Origin of the sequence: Rhodococcus sp. UNC23MFCrub1.1 (assembly GCF_000686025.1) — a bacterium.
Lineage (GTDB): Bacteria > Actinomycetota > Actinomycetes > Mycobacteriales > Mycobacteriaceae > Rhodococcoides.
This window is the reverse complement of the sequence record NZ_JMLQ01000004.1, coordinates 221,735-241,931: the sequence shown is the minus strand read 5'-3', so window position 1 is coordinate 241,931 and position 20,197 is coordinate 221,735. Positions and strand designations below refer to the sequence as shown.

Below are 20,197 nucleotides of genomic sequence, written 5' to 3'. Positions count from 1 at the left end.
GCTCAGTCCGGGACGAGGTCGTCCGCGTGCACCACGGGGCGTCGGGCCTCGGGGGCGAGATCGCCCGTCGAGCGACCGATCATGCCGGCGAGCTCCGCCGCGTCGTACGCGACGACTCCGCGCGCGACCACGGTGCCGTCGACGCCGTGCAGGGTCACCACGTCGCCGGCGTCGAACGAGCCACTGACCGAGACGATTCCTGCCGACAGCAACGAGCGTCGCCGGCCGATCACCGCGGTGACGGCGCCGTCGTCGAGCGTGAGGGCGCCGGCGGTGTCCGCGGCATGACGAACCCAGAATCGGCGGGCCGACAACCTGTTCGGGCGCGCGGTGAACGTGGTCCCCACCGGTCCGCCACTGAGCGCGGAGGCCGCCTCGGACGCCGCCGCCAGCAGGACGGGAACACCCGCGTCCGCTGCCAGGCGGGCCGCGGACAACTTGGACGCCATGCCGCCGGTGCCGAGGGAGCCGCCCGATCCGGCGACGACGCCGTCGAGATCCTCGGGACTCGCGACCTCGCGGACGAAGGTCGCGTCGGGGTCCTTGCGGGGGTCGCCGTCGTAGAGGCCGTCGACGTCGGACAGCAGCAGCAACGCGTCCGCGCCGACGAGGTGCGCGACCAGGGCTGCGAGACGGTCGTTGTCGCCGAAGCGGATCTCGGCCGTCGCGACGGTGTCGTTCTCGTTGACGACGGCCACGGCGCCGAGTGAGCGCAGTCGGTCGAAGGTGCGCTGAGCGTTGCGGTGATTCGACCGACGGGCGATGTCGTCCGCCGTCAACAGCACCTGACCGACGGTCCGACCGTAGCGGCCGAAGGAGGTGCCCCACGCGTGCGCCAGCGCCAACTGGCCGACACTGGCCGCGGCCTGCTTCGTCGCCAGGTCACGAGGCCGCTGCTTGAGACCCAACGGCGCCATACCGGCACCGATCGCTCCGGACGACACGACGACGACGTCGGACCCGGCACGCATCCGCGCCTCGATCGCATCCGCCAACGCGTCCAGCCGGGCGAGGTCGAGTCCGGCCTCCATGCTGGTGAGAGCCGACGACCCGATCTTCACGACGATGCTGCGCGCCGACGCGATGATCTCCCGCGTACTCCCGTGCGGCTGCGTCGCGGTCACTGCTCGTCGCTCTCCAGCCCTCGACGGACACGGCGGGCGTGCTTGCGCTCGGGCGCGCCGATGCGCTCGACCTGGTCGATGCGCGAGTCGGTACCGCGGCCGGTCATGGTGACGTCGACACCGGCGGGGGTCTGCGGCTCCCACTCGAAGCTGACGTCGCCGATGGTCACGGACGCCCCGGGCTGCGCGCCCTGCTTGACCAGTTCCGCCTCGACACCGAGACGAGCGAGTCGGTCGGCGAGGTAACCGACGGCCTCGTCGTTGTCGAAGGCCGTCTGCATGACCCACCGCTCCGGGCGCTCGCCGCGCACGATGAAGCCGCCCGGCTCGTCAGGATCGGAGATGACGCTGAAGCCCGCCTTGTCGGTGGCGACGGGCCGGATGACCTGCCGACGCGCGACGGCCTTGGGATGATCGATGCGGTACTGCGCGACCAGCTCCGCGAGAGCGAAGGTCAAGGGACGCAGACCTTCCCGACTCACCGCGGAGATGGCGAAGACGGGCCAGCCGCGGGCCTCGAAGTCCTCGCGCACCATGTCGGCCAGTTCCTGCGCCTCGGGAACGTCCACCTTGTTGAGCACGACGATGCGCGGGCGATCGGCCAACTCGCCCAGGCCGGCGTCGCTCGACAGGGCGGGCGTGTACGCGGCCAGTTCGGCCTCGAGAGCGTCGACGTCGGACACGGGATCGCGACCCGGATCGAGGGTCGCGCAGTCGACGACGTGGGCGAGCACGGCACAGCGCTCGAGGTGACGCAGGAAGTCCAGGCCCAGCCCCTTGCCCTGACTGGCGCCGGGGATGAGGCCGGGGACGTCGGCGACGGTGAACGTGGTGTCGCCGCTCGAGACGACGCCGAGGTTCGGGACCAGTGTCGTGAACGGGTAGTCGGCGATCTTCGGCTTGGCGGCCGAGAGCACGGAGACGAGAGACGACTTTCCGGCGCTCGGGAAGCCGACCAGACCGACGTCGGCCACGGACTTTAGCTCCAGGACCAGGTCGCGCTCGACCCCGTCCTCGCCGAGCAGCGCGAAGCCGGGCGCCTTGCGTGCTCGTGATGCGAGGGCGGCGTTGCCCAGGCCGCCGCGACCGCCGGCCGCCGCGTCGAAACGCGTGCCCTCGCCCACCAGGTCGGCGAGGATCCGGCCGTCGCTGTCGAGAACCATGGTGCCGTCCGGGACACCCAGGATCAGGTCCTCGCCGACGGCGCCGTCGCGATTGCTGCCGGCCCCCTGCGTGCCGTTTCCTGCCTTCGCATGAGAGTGGAAGTGGAAGTCGAGAAGGGTGTGCACGCTCGGATCCACCACGAGGACCACGTCGCCGCCGCGGCCGCCGTTGCCGCCGTCCGGACCACCGAGGGGCTTGAACTTCTCCCGGTGGACGGAGGAGCACCCGTTACCGCCCTTTCCCGCACTGACGTGCAGGGTGACACGGTCGACGAAACGCGACATGGGTGGAGGGTCCTTCCGAAAGGCAGATGATGCTGAACTGCTGAGAGATCGGCGGCCGACAGGGCGCCGAGGGGTGAAACGCCGTCAGGGGCGGACGGAGGACGAGCCCTCCGAACCGCCCCTGACGGGAACGTGCACTGACGTCGCAGGAACGGCCGAAGCCGGGCCTCGCGGGCGCCGCAGGAGAATCAGGCCTCCGCGGCGGCCGGGACGATGTTGACGGTCTTGCGGCCACGCTTGGTGCCGAAGAGAACTGCACCCGCCGAGAGGGCGAAGAGCGTGTCGTCGCCGCCACGGCCGACGTTCACACCCGGGTGGAAGTGGGTGCCGCGCTGACGGACGAGGATCTCGCCCGCGCTGACCGACTGTCCGCCGAAGCGCTTGACGCCGAGACGCTGAGCATTGGAATCGCGACCGTTGCGTGAGCTGGACGCGCCCTTCTTGTGTGCCATGAGAAACCCTCCCGGGGTTGGTGGAGCCGGTGCCGTGATGGACGAGCCCTGGTGGAACGAGCCGTGGTGACGCAGAGACGCCGGATGGAGACCGGTGTCAGGGCTTACTTGATGCCGGTGACCTTCAGGACGGTCAGCTTCTGCCGGTGTCCCTGACGCTTGTGGTACCCGGTCTTGTTCTTGAACTTGTGGATGCGGATCTTCGGGCCCTTGGTGTGCTCGACGACCTCACCGGTGACGGTGATGCCGGCCAGCTTGTCGGCCCCGGTGGTCAGCTCGGACCCGTCGACGACGAGAACGGGAGCAAGCGAGACAGCCGTTCCGGGCGCTCCCTCGATCTTCTCGACCTTGACGAGGTCACCTACAGCGACCTTGTACTGCTTTCCGCCGGTCTTGACGATCGCGTACGTTGCCATCGGAGGGCTACCCCTTGCTTCTTTGATGCGTTCTCACGTCCCTGGTCGGGGACGTGACTGGTCTCGTGGCTGCGGTTCCGCAGCCCCTGCTGGTCACACTCTTGCGCCGGCGAACCGAAGTTCGGGTGGCTGCGCCCGCTCACCTCGCGGAGGACAGGACGGAGCCACGTCGCCGGCAGCGACTGTCCAAGATTACGGTAGAGCCCGTGGCCCGGTCAAACCGCCGGGCCCGGTGCTCGGCCGCAGCTCAGGCCTCGTCGTCCACCGGCGGCCCGGCCGGCCGACCCGCTGCCCGACGGCGCGGACGCCGGACCGGTGCGACGGGCTCCACGGAGGCGCCGCCCCCGACGGTCACTGCAACGGGTTCGGCAGCGCCGCCCTCGTCGCCGCTGCCGGAAGTCGGTGCTGCCGTGGACGTCTCGAGTGCCGAGGGCACCACGATGACCGTGCCGGCGGAGTCCCCGGCCGGCGCGGACGCCGCTCGGGACACCCGACGACTGCGGCGCGGACGCGTCGCGGCGGTGGGTTCGGGAGCGACAGGCTCCGGCGCCGCGGGTTCGGGTGTGGCGGAATCGGGTGTCGACGGCGTGTCCGACGTCTCGGTCACCTCGGCGGCCGAGTCCGATCGGCCGTTGCGGCCGGCGGCGTCGCGCACCGCTGCCACGGCGGCCGTCGCGTCCTCGATCGGATCCGACACGGTGTCCGCCACCTCGGCGACATCGTCCGGATGCAGGTGCGCCGCCATGGCCAGAGCGACGGGATGAGCACGACGCACAGCCGTGTCGCTTCCCGACTCGGACTCGGTGGTCTCGGCCGTCGTCGTCTCGTCGACTCGATTCTCCGAACGGTCCCGGCCGCCGCGCTTGCGACGCGAGCCGCCCTCGGAGGCCTGGCTGTCGGAGCGGGAGGTGGTGTCCGAACGGGAGTTGTCGGACCGCGACCGATCGGAGCGGGAGTGGGAGCGCCCACCCTCGTCCTTGGCCGGCTCGACGGGGAACTGATGCATGATCAGCCCACGCCCGTGGCAGTGCTCGCACGTCGTGGAGAACGCCTCGATGAGACCGGTACCCATGCGCTTGCGCGTCATCTGGACCAGTCCGAGCGACGTCACCTCGGACACCTGGTGCCGTGTGCGATCGCGGCCCAGGGCCTCGGTCAGGCGACGGAGCACCAGGTCGCGGTTGGACTCGAGCACCATGTCGATGAAGTCGACGACGATCATGCCGCCGATGTCGCGCAAGCGCATCTGCCGCACGACCTCCTCGGCCGCCTCGAGGTTGTTCCGGGTGACGGTCTCCTCGAGGTTGCCGCCCTCACCGGTGAACTTGCCGGTGTTGACGTCGACCACGGTCATGGCCTCGGTGCGGTCGATCACCAGCGTGCCGCCGGACGGCAACCACACCTTGCGGTCGAGCGCCTTGGCCAGCTGCTCGTCGATGCGGAAGGCACCGAAGACATCGACGTCCTTGGACTCCGAGGTGTACCGCTCGACGCGGGGCAGCATGTCGGGGGCGACGGTCTCGATGTAGTTCTGCACCGTCGACCAGGCACGGTCGCCCTCGATGACCAGCTTGGAGAAATCCTCGTTGAAGAGATCGCGGACCACCTTGACCAGGAGGTCGGGCTCCTCGTACAGCGTGACCGGAGCCGACGACTTGGACGCCTCGGCACCCGTCGAGCGCTCCGAGACGGTGGCCCACTGCGCCTGCAGACGGGTGACGTCGCGCTCGAGCTCCTCGGCGCTGACGCCCTCCGACGCGGTCCGGATGATGACCCCGGCCTCGGACGGGACGATGTCGCGCAGGATGTCCTTGAGACGTTTGCGCTCGTTGTCGGGCAGCTTGCGGCTGATGCCGGTGGACGAGCCACCGGGCACGTAGACCAGGAAGCGGCCGGCGAGCGAGATCTGCGTGGTCAACCGGGCGCCCTTGTGCCCGACGGGATCCTTGCTGACCTGCACGAGCACCTGGTCACCGGGCTTGAGCGCCTGCTCGATCTTGCGGCTGTTGCCGCCCAGACCGGCGGCGTCCCAGTCGACCTCGCCGGCGTACAGCACACCGTTGCGGCCCTTGCCGATGTCGATGAACGCGGCTTCCATGCTGGGCAGCACGTTCTGCACGCGGCCGAGGTAGACGTTGCCCACGATGGAGCCCGAGGCCGTGCTGGTGACGAAGTGTTCGACGAGAACGCCGTCCTCGAGCACCGCGACCTGGGTCAGGTCCGGGTGCCCGGCCAGCGACTTCTCGCGCACGACCATCGTCCGGTCCACCGACTCGCGGCGCGCGAGGAACTCGGACTCGGTCAGGATCGGCGGACGGCGACGGCCGGCGTCACGACCGTCGCGGCGACGCTGACGCTTCGCCTCGAGCCGGGTCGACCCGGTGATGCCCTGGACCTCGTCCTTGGACTTGGCCGCGCGCTGACGTGGCTCGCGTTCGTGCACCACCGTGTTGGGTGGATCGTCGTCGGTCGTGGTCTCGGCGTCCGCGCTCTCGCCACCGCTCTTGCGGCGACGACGGCGGCGCCGGCGACGGCTCGCGCTGTCCCCGGTCGAGTCGTCGTCGTTGTCCCCGGAGGCGCCGTCGTTCTCCCCGGAGGCACCGTCGGTGTCCTCCGCGGACGGTTCCGTCTCGGCGGCAGTGGTGTCGGTCGTGCTGGACGCGTCGGTCGAATCGGTGGTCTCTGGCGCGTCCGAGTCGGCGGACGTGTCCGCCCGCGACCCACGACGGCTGCGCGAGCGGCGGCTCGAGGAGCGCTTCGGCGCGTCGTCGCCCTCCGCGGCGTCATCCGTGTCCGTGGTCTCCGATTCCGCCGTCGCGTTCTCGGCGGCAGGCGCATCGGAGCGATCCGCGGCGGACTCGTCCGACTCGTCGTCGTCGCTCTGATCGTCGTTCTGGTTGTCGCCGCGTCCACGACCACGGCCACGACGGCCACGGCGGCGGCGGCGAGGACCGGACGATCCGTCCTGCTCGTTCGCGTCGTCGTCGGTGCCCTCGTCGGACGCGGAGGCATCGGACGAGGAGGTGTCGGACTCGGTCGCCGTCTCGACGGCGGGGGTGCTCTCGGCGGGGGCGGACACCTCGACAGGGGTGGACACGTCGGCAGTGCCCTCGGCCTCGGGTGCGTCCGCTGTCGTGGTCTCGTCGACCTCCGCCTTCTTCGGCGCGGATCGAGCGCGACGTGCCCGCGTCCGGGGAGCCTTCGGCGCCTCGGTGACCTCGGGCTGCAGGAACAGCGGCGCGGTGGCGGGGTCGGCGGACGACGGGGCCGTCGCCTCGGCCGTCTCGATGTTCGTGAAGAGGTCCGGCTCGGTGGGAGACGCCGGACTCTCGTCGGCCGTGGACGCCGAGCTGGTCTCCTCGGCGGCGGGAGGTGCGCTCTCCGCAGCGGGCAGACCTGCCACGTCGGCGGCGTCGAGCGCCGGAGCACCCAGTGCGGAGGCGACGGTCTGCGCGTCGTCACGAACGACGCTGGACTGGACGCTGCGGACGTCGACGCCCATCTCGGCCAGCTGGGCGACGACCTGCTTGCTGGTCACTCCCAGCAGCTTGGCGAGCGCGTGAACGCGGATGCGCTCGGGAAAGGTGGGGGCGCCCTGATCGAGCGGCTCCTGGGGCGGCACGGTGTCGGCCACGTGTTCTCCTCGGGCTCCCGGGCGCGAACATCCACGGTCGAGGTGCCCGATCGGGCGTCGTCCGTCGAATGGCACGCGGCCACGCGGGAGTCATGGTTCGTTCGCGGGATCGGACGATCCGACGAAAAAGCGGGTTCGCACTGCGTCAGGTCGTCGACCGGAACGGTCGGCGACTGTCACCGCACTGCCTGGGCGGATGGCCGATCCGAGCACCTGATCTTCAGCGGGACGCGTCGGCGGTGCGAGAAGGAGACTCGCATCGATGCCTGCGCGTGTTCGCGATGACGGGCTTCGGTCCGTGATTGTCATCCGGTCACGTTCGCGTGGTGCGCGTCGCGACCTAGGCCAGTATCCCACACTCCCCGACCGCCGCGTGCCACTGCGGGGTTCGCGGTGCGGCCCGGCGGTCGGGGGTGGTACTCGAGGTGGAGCGTCAGCCGTGCTCGGGGAACCAGAGCGCGATCTCACGAGCAGCGGACTCGGGCGAGTCGGAGCCGTGGACCAGGTTCTTCTGTCCGTCCAGCGCGAGGTCGGCGCGGATGGTGCCGGGCGTCGCCTTGGCCACGGGGTCGGTGCCACCGGCGATCTGACGGAAGGCCTCGATGGAACGAGGACCCTCGAGCACCGCCGCGACGAGCGGTCCCGAGGTGATGAACTCGATGAGGTCGGGGAAGAACGGCCGCTCGGCGTGCTCGGCGTAGTGCTTCTCCGCCACCTCGCGGTCCACCGTCAGGAGCTTCAGGGCGACGAGGTCGAGCCCCTTGCGCTCGATACGGCCGAGGATGTCGCCGACGTAGCGACGTTCGACGCCGTCCGGCTTGATCAGTACGAGAGTGCGTTCGGTCACGAGCGCTGAGCCTAGAGGACCCTCGATCGGCCCCGGAGCACCGGCGTCATTCTCGCTGGCTCGGCAACCGGCCCTCGGCGATGCGCTTGCGGAGATCGCGGCGCAGATACAGCAGGTACACCCACACGGCGAGGAACAGCACGCCCACGACGGCGATCGACGGGTGCGCGAAGAAGCCGAGGATCACCAGGACCTGCAGCGCGAGATCGAAGGACAGAGCCCACGACCGACCCTGCAGTCCTGCACCGAGCAGCATGACCACGCCCAGCGCGATGATGTACGTCCCACTGATCCACGTGAGTCCGCCGCCGACGGTCGCGACGACCGGGAGGGACAGGAAGACGACGATCGCCTCGAGGACGAGGGTGCCGGCGCAGACGCCGCGGAACCCCTTCCACGGATCGCGTGCGGGCGGCGGGACCTGGCCCGCCTCGGGGACTGTCATACCGGGTCCTTCCCGAAGAGAGTGCGTGCCGCACCGGCGGTCACCACGGATCCCGTGACGACGACGCCGGCACCGGAGACGGCCTCACCCTCGTCCGCGACGTCCTCCGCGATGCCGATCGCGATCTCGAGTGCGTCCGGGAGCGTCTCCGCGACGACGACACGCTCGTCGCCGAACTTGGCCACGGCGGCGTCGGCGAGTGCCTCGACGTCGAGCCCGCGCGGGGAGCCGTTGTGGGTCACGACGATCTCGTCGAGTACGGGTTCGAGTGCCTGCAGGATGCCGTCGACGTCCTTGTCCTTCATCACGGACACGACGCCGACGAGCTTGCGGAAGTCGAACTCGGCCGTCAGCGTCGCGGCGAGTGCGGCGGCGCCGTGCGGGTTGTGCGCGGCGTCGACGAAGACCGTCGGTGCGTTGCGCACCCGCTCGAGTCGGCCCGGGTTCACCACCGAGGCGAAACCCTCGCGCACCGTCTCGACGTCGAGTCCGTGGTCGGCACCCGCGCCGAAGAACGCCTCGACCGCCGCGAGGGCCAGCGAGGCGTTGCGCGCCTGGTGTTCACCGTGGAGCGGAAGGAAGATGTCGTCGTACACGCCGCCGAGGCCGCGGAGCTCGAGCTGCTGACCGCCGACCGCGACGCGACGGGCCAGGACCACGAACTCGGACCCGGCGCGGGCCACCGCCGCGTCCATCTCCACGGCACGCCGCAACAGGACGTCGGTGACCTCGGGTTGCTGCTCGTCGAGAACCGCCACCGTGTCGACCGGATCGAGCCGTTCGGGGGCCTTCTTGATGATGCCGGCCTTCTCCTCGGCGATACCGGCCAGATCGGTACCGAGGTACTCGATGTGGTCGATACCGATCGGGGTGATGACGGAGACCTGCGCGTCCACCACGTTGGTGGCGTCCCACCGCCCGCCGAGACCCACCTCGACGACGGCGACGTCGACCGGGGCCTCCGCGAACGCCGCGAACGCCATCGCGGTCACCACCTCGAACTTGCTCATTCTGGGCCCGCCCGCGGCCTCCGACTGCGCGTCGATCATCTCGACGTACGGCAGGATGTCGCGGTACGTGTCGACGTACTGGCGAGGGGTCAGCGGCACCCCGTCGACCGCGATCCGCTCGGTGGCCAACTGCAGGTGGGGGCTGGTGGTGCGACCGGTGCGCCGGTGGAACGCCCGCAGCAGCGACTCGATCATCCGGGTGACCGACGTCTTGCCGTTGGTGCCCGCGACGTGGATGGACGGGTAGCTCGCCTGCGGGGACCCGAGCAGGTCCATCAGCGCACTGATGCGCGTGAGCGACGGCTCGATGGTCGTCTCGCCCCAGCGCTGGTCCAGTTCGGACTCCACCAGCGTGAACTCGGCGAGATCGACCGGCGAGGGTCCCGTCACCCCCTCCGGCCCGGAGTTTCCCGGATAGCTCACGCCGGCCCCATCTCACGCAGACGTGCGGTGATGCGCTCGACGTCCTCGCGGGCGATCTGCTGCCGTGCGCGGATCTTGTCCACGACCGCCTCGGGGGCCTTGCCGATGAAGGCCTCGTTGCCCAGCTTGGCCGTGGTGGCGGCGAGTTCCTTCTCCGCGGCCGCGAGATCCTTCTCGGCGCGCTTGCGCTCGGCCGCCACGTCGACGGTGCCGGACGTGTCGACGGAGACGACGACGGTACCGAGCGAGAGTCGAACCTCGATGGACGCCGTCTCGGCGAAGTCCTCCTCCGGCTCCGTCAGGAAGGCGAGCGCACGGGTCGCGGGGATCTGTGCCGTGAGGTCCGCCTCCTCGACCCCGAGCAGCCGCGCCGGGACCTTCTGCTTCGGCTTCACGCCCTGGTCGCTGCGGAAGCGGCGCACCTCGGTGATGAGCTTCTGCATGTCGGACACGCGTTGCAACGCGACGGGATCGGCTCCGACCCCGGTCTCCTTCGGCCACGGTGCGACCACGATGCTCTCGCCGCCCGTGAGCGCCTTCCAGAGCGTCTCGGTGACGAACGGGACGACCGGATGCAGCAGGCGGAGAATGGAGTCGAGCACGACACCGAGGACGATACGAGTGGGTTCCGCCGCGCTCTCCGACGAGAACTGCACCTTGGCCAGTTCGAGGTACCAGTCGCAGACCTCGTCCCAGGCGAAGTGGTACAGCGCCTCGCACGCCTTGCCGAACTCGTAGCGGTCCAGCGCGTCGTCCACTTCGGCGCGTACCGTCGCCAGCCGGTCGAGGATCCAGCGGTCGGCGTCCGTGAGCGTCTCGCGGGCCGGGAGATCCTGCACCACAGCGCCGTTCATCAACGCGAACTTGGTGGCGTTGAACAGCTTGGTGGCGAAGTTGCGCGAACTCTGCGCGTTGTCCTCGCCGACCGAGAGGTCACCGCCGGGATGCGCGCCGCGCGCCAGCGTGAAACGCAGTGCATCCGCACCGAATCGGTCGACCCAGTCGAGAGGGTCGATGCCGTTGCCCTTCGACTTCGACATCTTGCGGCCGAACTCGTCACGCACCAGCCCGTGCAGGAACACGTCGCGGAACGGCACCGGACCGGGCAGCTCGTCGCCGACGGTGGTGCCGAACATCATCATGCGGGCGACCCAGAAGAACAGGATGTCGTAACCCGTGACGAGAACGCTGGTGGGATAGAACTTCTCGAGGTCGGGAGTGCGGTCGGGCCAGCCCATCGTCGAGAAGGGCCACAGGCCGGACGAGAACCACGTGTCCAACACGTCCGGGTCCTGCACCCAGCCCTCGGGCGGCGTCTCGTCGGGGCCCACGCAGACCGTCTCACCGTCGGGTCCGTACCAGATGGGGATGCGGTGCCCCCACCACAGCTGGCGCGAGATGCACCAGTCGTGCATGTCGTCGACCCAGGCGAACCACCGCGGTTCCTGACTCTTCGGGTGCACCACGGTGCGCCCGTCGCGCACGGCGTCGCCGGCGGAGGCCGCCAACGTGGTGACGTTCACCCACCACTGGAGGGAGAGTCGCGGCTCGATGGGCTCGCCGCTGCGCTCGGAATGGCCGACACTGTGGACGTACGGACGCTTCTCGGCGACGACGCGGCCCTGCTCCGCGAGTGCCTCGCGCACGGCGACACGAGCCTCGAAGCGGTCCATACCGTCGAACTGCGTTCCGGTGTCGGCGATCCGGCCCGACGTGTCCATGATCGACGGCATCGGCAAGCTGTGCCGGAGACCCATCTCGAAGTCGTTGGGGTCGTGTGCCGGCGTGATCTTCACGGCGCCGGTGCCGAACTCGGGGTCGACGTAGTCGTCGGCGACGACCGGGATCTCGCGGTCGAGGAACGGGTGCGGAAGCGTCGTTCCCACCAGGTCCCGGTAGCGCTCGTCGTCGGGGTGAACGGCGACGGCGGTGTCGCCGAGCATCGTCTCGACACGAGTGGTGGCGACCACCACGTGCGGTTCGTCGTCGTTCAACGATCCGTAGCGCAGCGAGACCAGTTCGCCCTCGACGTCCTCGTACTTGACCTCGATGTCGGAGATCGCCGTCTTCAGCACCGGCGACCAGTTGACGAGGCGCTCGGCGCGGTAGATCAGGCCACGATCGTGGAGCAGCTTGAACATGGTCTGGACGGCACGCGAGAGGCCCTCGTCCATCGTGAACCGCTCGCGGCTCCAGTCGACGCCGTCACCGATCCGGCGCATCTGCTCGCCGATGGTGCCGCCGGACTCACGCTTCCACTCCCACACCTTCTCGATGAAGGCGTCCCGGCCCAGTTCGTCCTTGGACGTTCCCTCGGCGACGAGTTGCTTCTCCACGAGCGACTGCGTGGCGATGCCCGCGTGGTCCATGCCGGGAAGCCACAGCACCTCGTAGCCCTGCATCCGCTTGCGACGGGACAGGACGTCCATCAGTGTGTGATCGAGGGCATGGCCCATGTGCAGGCTGCCGGTGACGTTGGGCGGCGGGAGCACGATCGAGTACCCCGGCTTCGCGCTGTCCGGATCGGCGACGAAGTACCCGGAGTCGACCCATCCCTGGTAGAGGCCTGCTTCCACGTCACCGGGATTCCAGGCCTTGGGCAGGCGGTCGGCAGGGTTCTCGTCGGGCGCTGTCGTCGATCTGATCACCGGGTGATTCTAGTGCGCGTCGGGATCGACGGTCCGGCCCGGTCGCGCCGCGAGGATCTCGGGCATCGGAGTGGATTGTCCGAGTACGTGCTCGGCCAGGAAGGCGTGCACGGCGCCGTACCAGACAGCGGTGTGCTGCGGCGAGAGGATCCAGTGGTTCTCGTCGGGGAAGTACAGGAACCGGTGCACGGTCTCCCCGTTCTCGTCGGCGGGAGAACCGGACTCGGACAACAGCTCCCACCACAACCGCAGCGCTTCGCCCACGGGCACGCGATAGTCCTTGTCGCCGTGGATCACCAGCATCGGGGTGACGATGTCCGCGACGGCCAGGTGCGGTGAGTTCTCGAACGCCATCTCCGGCGTCATCTCGTGCGCCCAGTACGACGCCTCGTCGGTGGTGGGACCGAACTGGTCCAGCGCCCACAGACCGGCGTGCGAGACGATCGCCCGGAAGCGGTCGGTGTGACCTGCGACCCAGTTGGCCATGTAGCCGCCGAACGAGCCGCCCATCATCGCCGTGCGCGTGGAGTCGATGTCCTCGCGTTGCTCGACGGCGTCGGTGACGGCCATCAGGTCCGTGTAGGGCTCCGTCCCCCATCGGCCCCAGCCGCGCTGCACGAACGCCTGTCCGTACCCGGTGGACAGTGCCGGATCGGGGAGCAGGACGGCGAATCCCTGTGCCACCAGCATCCACGGATTCCAGCGCCACGACCAGGCGTTCCACGATCCGAGCGGTCCGCCGTGCGCCCACAGCACCAGCGGCGCGGGCCAGTCGGCGGACGTGCCCGTGGGCAGAGCCAACCAGGCGCGCACCCGCACGCCGTCCTCGGCGGTGGTCTCGACGTCCTCGAGGGTGCCCGGCAGTGTCGGCGTGGCGGCCGGTGATCGCAGCTCGGTCACCGCACCGTCGACGAGCGTGATCCGGACCGGATGCGGCGGAACGAGATACGACGAGCGCAGCGCGTGGACGACATCACCGTCCGGAGCCGGGCGCAGGTCGGTGTAGGCGTGGTCGTCGTGCGTCAGGCGGAGGGCCGCGTCGGGCGTCACGACGAAGATCGGTGCCCGGCCGTCGTCGTCCGCCGTCACCAGGATGCTGTGCCCGTCGGCGGACCACACCGGCGACGACGGCCACCGGTCCCACCCGGCCGCCCACTGCTCCGGCAGCCCGGTCGTCAGGTCGAGGACGTGCAGCGTGGTCCGCGGCGCCGCATCCGGTTCCGGATGCGTCTCGCGCACATAGGCGACGCGCGTTCCGTCCGGCGAGACGGCAGGGGCACCGACGTCGGCCACCGGGTCGTCGACCAGCACGGCGTCGGCACCGTCCGAGGTGTCGATCCGGACGAGCACGTGCCGTGTGGTGGCATCGGCTCCCGCGACCCTGCGTGTGGCCACCAGCCACGAGCCGTCGGGAGCCACCGCGACGGAGGTGTCGCGGTACGCGCCGCCGCCCGCCGAGCCGCCGGGTCGCGGCGTCACCGTCCGCAGAGCGACGTCGGTGTCCTCGGTGTCGCCGAGGTTCCCCACGAAGACGTGCGTGGACGCCGGACCGAGGTCGCTGTCCCAGTGCCGCATCGGATATCCGCTGTGCAGGATCGCGGAGACGGCCTTGTCCTTCCGCAGCGCGCGCAGCGTCTCGTCACGGTCGACGTCGCCCAGAACCTCACCGGAGACGGCGAACACCGGCGCGTCGGACGCGGCCACGACTCCCCCGACCCCTCCGCCGCGGTGCGCGACTCTGCGGGCCTCTCCGCCCCGCGCGGACAGCGCCCACACCGCGGACGGTGCGTCGTCGTCACCGGACTCCGCTCGCACGAAGAGCAGGTCGCCGTTCGCGGCGAAGGTCGGTGCGGAGTCACCGGTGGCGGACCGGGTGAGCCGGCGCGGCGCCGACGTGCCGTCCGTCGCGATGGACCACAGACTCGAGACGTACTTCGTCCGTGCGGCATTCAGCTCGGACATCGTGGTGACGAGCGACGCTCCGTCGACGGACAGTGCGAGGCCCGCGATGCGGGGAAGGTCGAGGTAGGCGTCGGGAGTCCGGAAAGCGCTCGCGTCGGTCATGCCCCCGAACCTAGGCGATCACCCGAGCACCGCGCGACGTCTGCTCCGCCACCAGCGGTCGATCGCCGGTCGCAGCGCGGTCAGCCCCTTGTAGTCGGCCATGTCACGCGGCAGCTCCGCGGTGACCGCGACGACGCGCTCCGCCCAGCCGGGCACCGCGGCGAGTTCGTCGAGCGAGGCCTGATGGGTGCGGATGAGGAAGAGGATCGCACCGGACGGAGCGAGGCGCGTCAGGTGCTGCACCTCGACCCGCAGGCAGAGGCGCCGGCCGACCTCGTCGACGGACGCGGTCTCGAGGTGCCGTCGCGCGGGTGCCCACTCCCCGCGCGTCTCCAGAGAGGCGTCGAGCCGATGATCGACACCGAGCGACCAGTTGGTGCGCCGCACGATCGCTCCCGCACCCAGCCCGAGGAGGAACGCGCGCGCCCGCGCCACGACCCCTTCCTCCCGCACACGCGGGACGGGACCGTGGATGTCCTCGAAGCTCGCACCCAGAGCGAAGTTCACGGACCACCCCGACGCGAACGTCACCACGCCCGCGTCGGCGAACAGCTCGCCCCTGCGGGTGTCGAGCAGGACGAGATCGTCCGGGGTCTCCCCCGCCGCCAGCAGCAGTGGGTCGACGCTCGGGTCACCTCTGGCGACGTCGATGCTGGTGCCGGACAATCTGTTCGAGAAACGGACACGCCCGTCGTCGAGATCGAGCGTCGTCTCGTCGGGCACGCTGCGGTGCAGTTCGGTCAGCACCGTCTCGAGCGCGTCCCACCCGGCCGGCGCCATGTGCGGCAACGACACCGCTCGCCGGGGGTCCCGTGCGAGGATGCGGGCGCGTTCGGCCAGCGCGCCCCGATAGTCGGTGCCCGGTTCGACGACGTGCTCACCCCAGCCGCCCGCGGCGGTCCGATGAGCCGTGCGCGCCGGTTCGAGATTCGTGCTGTACCGGTACGTGTCACCGTCGAAGGGGAACGGGAAGGCCCGTAGGTCGGTCACAGGTCCACCACCAGACGGTCCCCCGCGGCGCGGGACACGCAGACCATCATCGAATCCGACCGTGTGCGTTCGTCGTCGGACAGGAACAGGTCGCGATGATCGACGGCGCCCGCGAGCACGGGCGTCCGACACCGACCGCAGACACCGTGACGACACTGCCGGTCGACGGACACGGCGGCAGTGTCGAGGACGTCCAGCACCGACTCGTCGGCCGACACCGGCAGGGTGCGACCGCTGCGCGCGAGTTCGAGCACGAACGACCGGCGAGGAGTATCGGGGCGGATGAACGCCTCGGTGTGCAGACGGCTCTCCGGCCAGCCCACCGCACGCGCGGCAGTCAGCGTCGCCTCGACGAGAGAGGGTGGCCCGCAGACGAACAGGTGAGTTCCCAGTGGTTGCCGGGTGAGCGCGTCCGCCAGTCCGCTCGTGAAGTCCTCGCGGGTGGTGCTGATCCGCGCATCGCACGACGTGGCCACGTCCTCGGCGAACGCGCCGCGTTCCGGCCGGTGGACGTAGTGCACCTCGGCGGTCGACCCGAGCCACCGCGCCAGGGACAGGATCGGCGTGATGCCGATCCCGCCGGCCACCAGCAGGTGCCTCCGCGCACGAAGAACCGGAGCGAAGGTGCTGCGCGGAGTGTCGACCTCGACGAGGTCACCCAAGCGCCGGCTCTGCAGCCATCGCGACCCGGCGCCGACGGCGAGTACCGCGCACGAGTAGAGGGACGGGACGTGCGGCGATCCGATCAGGGAGTAGGCGTTGTACGGGGCGGACGCGTCGTCGCCGCAGCGCACCACCACGTGGCTTCCGGGCACGAACGACGGCAGCGCGTCCCCCGAGCGCAGCGGCGCGAGGTCGATGCGCCGCACCGCACCGTCCGGAGTGACCGCGGTCGAGTGGACCACCCGCAGTGTCACGACGCGGCGTCCGGAACGCCGAGGCGAGCAGCGAGACGGCTCGAGACATGGTCGGTCACCACGAGATTCGCACCGCAGGACCCACAGGGCGGTGCCGGTCCGACCGTTCCGCACACCGGGCAGTAGACGTCGACACTGCCGTCCTGCGTGACGACGACGGAGATCTCGTCGGGTTCTGCGCCCGCCCGCAGCGCTCGCTCGCGGTAGACCGCGACATCGGCTGCGGAACCGATCAGCACACAGCGCCAGCCGACCACCGCACGGTCCGTCTCGGCGTCGAACCACGCGTCCGACTCCGGACCTCGCACCGCGAATCGGCCCGGGCTCTCACCGGCCGAGTCCGGACGGTCGGCGTCGCCGATGATCAGCACGGTCACGCCGCCGACAGTACCGCCGGCCGATCCGCGACCGGGCGTGTCAGCGCACGAGAGGTGCCAGCCGACCGGGGATCTCCTGCAACGCGAACGGCAGGCTGAGCACGGTGCTCCACGCCATGGCCTCGGCCGCCTCGTCCTCGAGAATGATCACGCGATTCTCCTGGACGGCGGACAGCTGCTGGTAGACGGGAGTGGCCGCCAGCTCGGCACGGAGCTTGTCACCGAAGCCGCCACCGGCGTACCAGATGAGCACGTCGACGTCGGCGAGAGACAACTGCTCGGTGCTCACGGTGGCGAAGTTGCGCTCGCCCACCTGGTCGACGACCGGCGGATTCACGAAGCCCAGTTCGTTGAGGAAGCGCACCTTCGGGTCCTGCGCGCCGTAGACACCGAACTGTCCGGGGCCCTGCAGCGCTCCGAGCAGCACCGTCTTGCCGGCGAACGACGGGTTGGCGGCAGCCGTGTCGGCGAACTCGCGCTCGAGATCGGTGATCAGCGTGCTCGCCTGATCAGCCCGACCGAGCGCCTGGCCGAGCAGTGCGGTCTGGTCGCGCCACGGAATGCCGTAGTCGACGAAACCGGTCGGCTGGGTGACGGTCGGGGCGAGCTGGGACAGCGAGTCGAACTCCGACTGCGTGATACCGGCATAGGTACCGACGATGAGATCGGGGCCTGCCGACGCCACCTTCTCCACGTCGATGCCCTCGGACGCGGTCCCGACGATCGCCGGTGCGGCGCCCCCCAGCGCAGACTGCGCCCAGGGCCAGGTCGCGGACGGGTAGTCGCCGTACCAGTCGAACACTCCGACCGGAACGACACCCAGCGCGAGCAGGGTGTCCTGGTCGTTGTACCCGACGCTGACGACGCGCTGCGGATCCGACGGCACGCTGACCTCGCCGTACTTCATGGACACGGTCGCGCCGGAGTCCTGCGATCCGCCGGAGTCCGAACTGCTGCACGCAGCGGCCACCGCGACGATCGCGCCGGTGGCACCGAGGAGGAAAGAACGACGTGAGACGCCGGCCGACATGGCCATGGTGAGGTGGTCCCTTCGATGGACGGCGGGGACCCAGCCCCCCTGGTGTAGGCAAGGCTAACTTATGCACCGCCGCCTCGGACACGGGTCCGTCCGCGCGCCGGGCCGACGCGGGTCCACTATGGAGTGATGAGCACGTCGCACGAGAGCCACCACTGATGGGCCGCGCCACCGTCCGCCGACCGGTCGTCCGCATCCGCGGACCGCACCGCTCGTCACGGCCCGACACCGTGGTCGCCGAGGAACCGTTGGAGTTACGCGTCGGCGGCAAGGCGTTGGCCGTCACCATGCGTACGCCCGGACACGACGTCGAACTCGCGCACGGGTTCCTCGCCACCGAGGGCGTCATCGGCGGCCGCGACGACATTCTGGCCGCACGGTACTGCGACGGTGTCGACGACGAGGGGCTCAACACCTACAACGTGCTCGATCTCGCTCTGGCAGCGCACGTCCCACCACCCGACCCCGGGGTCGAACGGAACTTCTACACGACGTCGTCCTGCGGCGTCTGCGGCAAGGCGTCACTCGATGCGGTGCGGCTCAAGACCCGCCACTCCCCCGGAGCCGACGGCGCGACAGTCACGACGACCGTCCTGACCACGCTCCCGGACACCCTCCGCGAGCACCAGCGCATCTTCGCGTCCACGGGCGGGCTGCACGCGGCCGCGCTCTTCGACACGGACGGCACGCTTCTCGCGGTGCGGGAGGACGTCGGCCGACACAACGCCGTGGACAAGGTGATCGGGTGGGCGGTGCTCGAGGGACGGGTTCCCCTCACGGGAACGGTGCTCATGGTCAGCGGACGCGCGTCCTTCGAGCTCGCGCAGAAGGCCGTCATGGCCGGGATCCCGATCCTCGCCGCGGTGTCCGCGCCGTCGTCGCTCGCCGTCGACCTCGCCGACGAGTCCGGCCTGACTGTCGTCGGCTTCCTCCGCGGAGACGGTATGAACGTCTACACCCACGCCCACCGTGTGATCAGCGAGCCGCCGCCCGACGACGCCCGGTGATCAGACCGACGACGGTCAACAGCACGACCACCGCGAGGGTGGCGAGTACCTGACGACGGGACGACGCGTCCGTCAGCATGAGCACGGTCAGGCCCACGAGGAGCGCGAGCGCCACCCAGCTGAGGTATGGGAACGCCCACATGCGGACGGGCAGTGGACCTGCCGCCTCCAGACGGCGTCGTAGTCGTAGCTGCGACGCCACCGTCACCGCCCAGATCGCCAACAGGGACGCGCCCACAGCGTTCAGCAGGAACGTCAGCAGACCGTCGAGGTCGAGATAGTTCAGCAGCACGGCCACGAAGCCGAAGAACACCGAGACGAGCAGCGCGGCACGCGGGACCCCCGACGCATCCACCCGCGCCAACGGCCCCCTCCGGCCTTCCCGCCCACCACCGGCCGGCCTCCGGCCTTCCCGCAACGCCAGCGAGTACATCATCCGGCTGGTCGCGTAGATCTGCGCGTTGAAGGCACTGAGCAGTGACAGCACGATGACGGCCTCCATGAAGCCGACCACCCCGGAGAGGTTCGCCTGCTGCAGCACCAGCGTGAACGGGCTCTCCGCGGCCGACTGCGCCTCGTCGAGGCGGTTCCACGGCAGCAGCAACGTGATCACCAGGATCGACCCGAGGTAGAAGACGCTGATGCGCCACACGACGCTGCGCACCGCGCGCCCCACCGACAGGGCCGGGTCCTTCGACTCGGCCGCCGCGATGGTCACGATCTCGATGCCGCCGAAGGCGAACGCCACGACCAGCAAGCCCGCGGCGATGCCCGAGACGCCATTGGGCGCGAACCCACCGAGACCGGTGAAGTTGGCGGCGCCGACAGGGTCCGAACCGGGGAGCAGGCCGAACACCAGCAACGTCCCGACGACGAGGAACCCGATGATGACGGTGACCTTGATGGCGGCGAACCAGAACTCGAACTCGCCGAAGTTCGACACCTTCGCGAGGTTGATCGCGGCGAAGACGACCATGGCCACGAGGGCGGGGATCCACGGATCCACACCGAACCATGCACCCATGAAGGCTGCGGCGCCGGTCATCTCGGCGCCCATGACCATGACGAGGGTGAACCAGTACAGCCAGCCGGTGACGAAGCCGGCGGTGCGGCCGAACGCCATCTCGGCGTAGGTCGAGAACGATCCCGACGACGGCGAGGCGGCGGCCATCTCGCCGAGCATGCGCATGACGAGGATCACGAGGAAGCCGGCGATGGCGTAGGACAGGAGGACGGCGGGTCCGCGGCGGCGATGCCGGCGCCGGTGCCCAGGAACAGCCCGGCGCCGATCGCGGAGCCGAGGCCCATCATCGTCAGATGGCGGACCTTCAGTCCGTCGGTGAGTGAGTCGACCATGAG

Annotated in this window: 15 protein-coding genes and 1 pseudogene; 1 reads left to right on the top strand and 15 read right to left on the bottom strand. The window is 70.0% G+C overall.

Annotation, left to right across the window (positions count from 1 at the left end; genetic code table 11):
* Nucleotides 1-2 precede the first annotated feature (2 nt).
* From proB to BR07_RS0112020, 14 genes are all read right to left on the bottom strand, one after another.
* Nucleotides 3-1,124: a glutamate 5-kinase gene (proB, locus tag BR07_RS0112090; protein WP_027505672.1), complete on the bottom strand. Its 1,122-nt coding sequence runs from the start codon at nucleotides 1,122-1,124 to the stop codon at nucleotides 3-5.
* Complete coding sequence (gene obgE / locus BR07_RS0112085; RefSeq protein ID WP_027505671.1) at nucleotides 1,121-2,572, bottom strand: GTPase ObgE; 1,452 nt, start codon at nucleotides 2,570-2,572, stop codon at nucleotides 1,121-1,123. Before obgE ends, proB begins: the two co-directional genes overlap by 4 nt.
* Before the next feature lie 188 nt (nucleotides 2,573-2,760).
* Nucleotides 2,761-3,024: a 50S ribosomal protein L27 gene (gene rpmA, locus BR07_RS0112080; protein ID WP_027505670.1), complete on the bottom strand. Its 264-nt coding sequence runs from the start codon at nucleotides 3,022-3,024 to the stop codon at nucleotides 2,761-2,763.
* Nucleotides 3,025-3,128: 104 nt separating this feature from the next.
* On the bottom strand, nucleotides 3,129-3,440 hold the full coding sequence (gene rplU / locus BR07_RS0112075; RefSeq protein ID WP_027505669.1) for a 50S ribosomal protein L21: 312 nt from the start codon (nucleotides 3,438-3,440) through the stop codon (nucleotides 3,129-3,131).
* Between the two features lie 247 nt (nucleotides 3,441-3,687).
* Nucleotides 3,688-7,074: a translation initiation factor IF-2 N-terminal domain-containing protein gene (locus BR07_RS0112070; protein WP_027505668.1), complete on the bottom strand. Its 3,387-nt coding sequence runs from the start codon at nucleotides 7,072-7,074 to the stop codon at nucleotides 3,688-3,690.
* Nucleotides 7,075-7,507: 433 nt separating this feature from the next.
* Nucleotides 7,508-7,921: a nucleoside-diphosphate kinase gene (ndk, locus tag BR07_RS0112060; protein WP_027505666.1), complete on the bottom strand. Its 414-nt coding sequence runs from the start codon at nucleotides 7,919-7,921 to the stop codon at nucleotides 7,508-7,510.
* A gap of 46 nt (nucleotides 7,922-7,967) precedes the next feature.
* Entirely contained in the window at nucleotides 7,968-8,366 is a 399-nt protein-coding gene (locus BR07_RS0112055; protein WP_027505665.1) for a DUF4233 domain-containing protein, read from the bottom strand.
* Entirely contained in the window at nucleotides 8,363-9,766 is a 1,404-nt protein-coding gene (folC, locus tag BR07_RS0112050; protein ID WP_027505664.1) for a bifunctional tetrahydrofolate synthase/dihydrofolate synthase, read from the bottom strand. Before folC ends, BR07_RS0112055 begins: the two co-directional genes overlap by 4 nt.
* Nucleotides 9,767-9,795: 29 nt before the next feature.
* The gene (locus tag BR07_RS0112045) at nucleotides 9,796-12,444 is read right to left on the bottom strand and encodes a valine--tRNA ligase (protein ID WP_027505663.1); all 2,649 of its coding nucleotides are present in this window, start codon (nucleotides 12,442-12,444) and stop codon (nucleotides 9,796-9,798) included.
* 12 nt (nucleotides 12,445-12,456) lie between these two features.
* Nucleotides 12,457-14,511 carry a S9 family peptidase gene (locus BR07_RS24330; protein ID WP_051613337.1) on the bottom strand — a complete coding sequence of 685 codons (2,055 nt, stop codon included), beginning with the start codon at nucleotides 14,509-14,511 and terminating at the stop codon, nucleotides 12,457-12,459.
* A gap of 18 nt (nucleotides 14,512-14,529) precedes the next feature.
* A complete protein-coding gene (locus BR07_RS24325) occupies nucleotides 14,530-15,501 on the bottom strand; it encodes a heme-dependent oxidative N-demethylase family protein (protein WP_037185707.1) in 972 nt (323 codons plus the stop codon).
* Nucleotides 15,498-16,418 carry a PDR/VanB family oxidoreductase gene (locus tag BR07_RS0112030; protein WP_051613336.1) on the bottom strand — a complete coding sequence of 307 codons (921 nt, stop codon included), beginning with the start codon at nucleotides 16,416-16,418 and terminating at the stop codon, nucleotides 15,498-15,500. Before BR07_RS0112030 ends, BR07_RS24325 begins: the two co-directional genes overlap by 4 nt.
* Nucleotides 16,415-16,795 (bottom strand): dimethylamine monooxygenase subunit DmmA family protein, encoded by a 381-nt coding sequence (locus tag BR07_RS26260; protein ID WP_051613335.1) that lies wholly within the window; start codon nucleotides 16,793-16,795, stop codon nucleotides 16,415-16,417. Before BR07_RS26260 ends, BR07_RS0112030 begins: the two co-directional genes overlap by 4 nt.
* A 40-nt stretch (nucleotides 16,796-16,835) precedes the next feature.
* Nucleotides 16,836-17,825 (bottom strand): iron-siderophore ABC transporter substrate-binding protein, encoded by a 990-nt coding sequence (locus BR07_RS0112020; RefSeq protein WP_027505661.1) that lies wholly within the window; start codon nucleotides 17,823-17,825, stop codon nucleotides 16,836-16,838.
* Nucleotides 17,826-17,989: 164 nt separating this feature from the next.
* Here BR07_RS0112020 and fdhD point away from each other — a divergent pair, with 164 nt between their 5' ends.
* Entirely contained in the window at nucleotides 17,990-18,838 is an 849-nt protein-coding gene (gene fdhD, locus BR07_RS0112015; protein ID WP_027505660.1) for a formate dehydrogenase accessory sulfurtransferase FdhD, read from the top strand.
* Here the strand turns inward: fdhD and BR07_RS24315 are convergent.
* Nucleotides 18,807-20,194: pseudogene (locus BR07_RS24315) on the bottom strand (amino acid permease). The gene fdhD and the pseudogene BR07_RS24315 overlap by 32 nt on opposite strands.
* Nucleotides 20,195-20,197: the final 3 nt, after the last annotated feature.

Bases quoted from the DNA above. Each gene is read 5' to 3' on its own strand.
- obgE (WP_027505671.1), bottom strand. From the start codon at position 2,572: ATGTCGCGTTTCGTCGACCGTGTCACCCTGCACGTCAGTGCGGGAAAG.
- rpmA (WP_027505670.1), bottom strand. From the start codon at position 3,024: ATGGCACACAAGAAGGGCGCGTCCAGCTCACGCAACGGTCGCGATTCC.
- rplU (WP_027505669.1), bottom strand. From the start codon at position 3,440: ATGGCAACGTACGCGATCGTCAAGACCGGCGGAAAGCAGTACAAGGTC.
- BR07_RS0112055 (WP_027505665.1), bottom strand. From the start codon at position 8,366: ATGACAGTCCCCGAGGCGGGCCAGGTCCCGCCGCCCGCACGCGATCCG.
- BR07_RS24330 (WP_051613337.1), bottom strand. From the start codon at position 14,511: ATGACCGACGCGAGCGCTTTCCGGACTCCCGACGCCTACCTCGACCTT.
- BR07_RS0112020 (WP_027505661.1), bottom strand. From the start codon at position 17,825: ATGTCGGCCGGCGTCTCACGTCGTTCTTTCCTCCTCGGTGCCACCGGC.
- fdhD (WP_027505660.1), top strand. From the start codon at position 17,990: ATGGGCCGCGCCACCGTCCGCCGACCGGTCGTCCGCATCCGCGGACCG.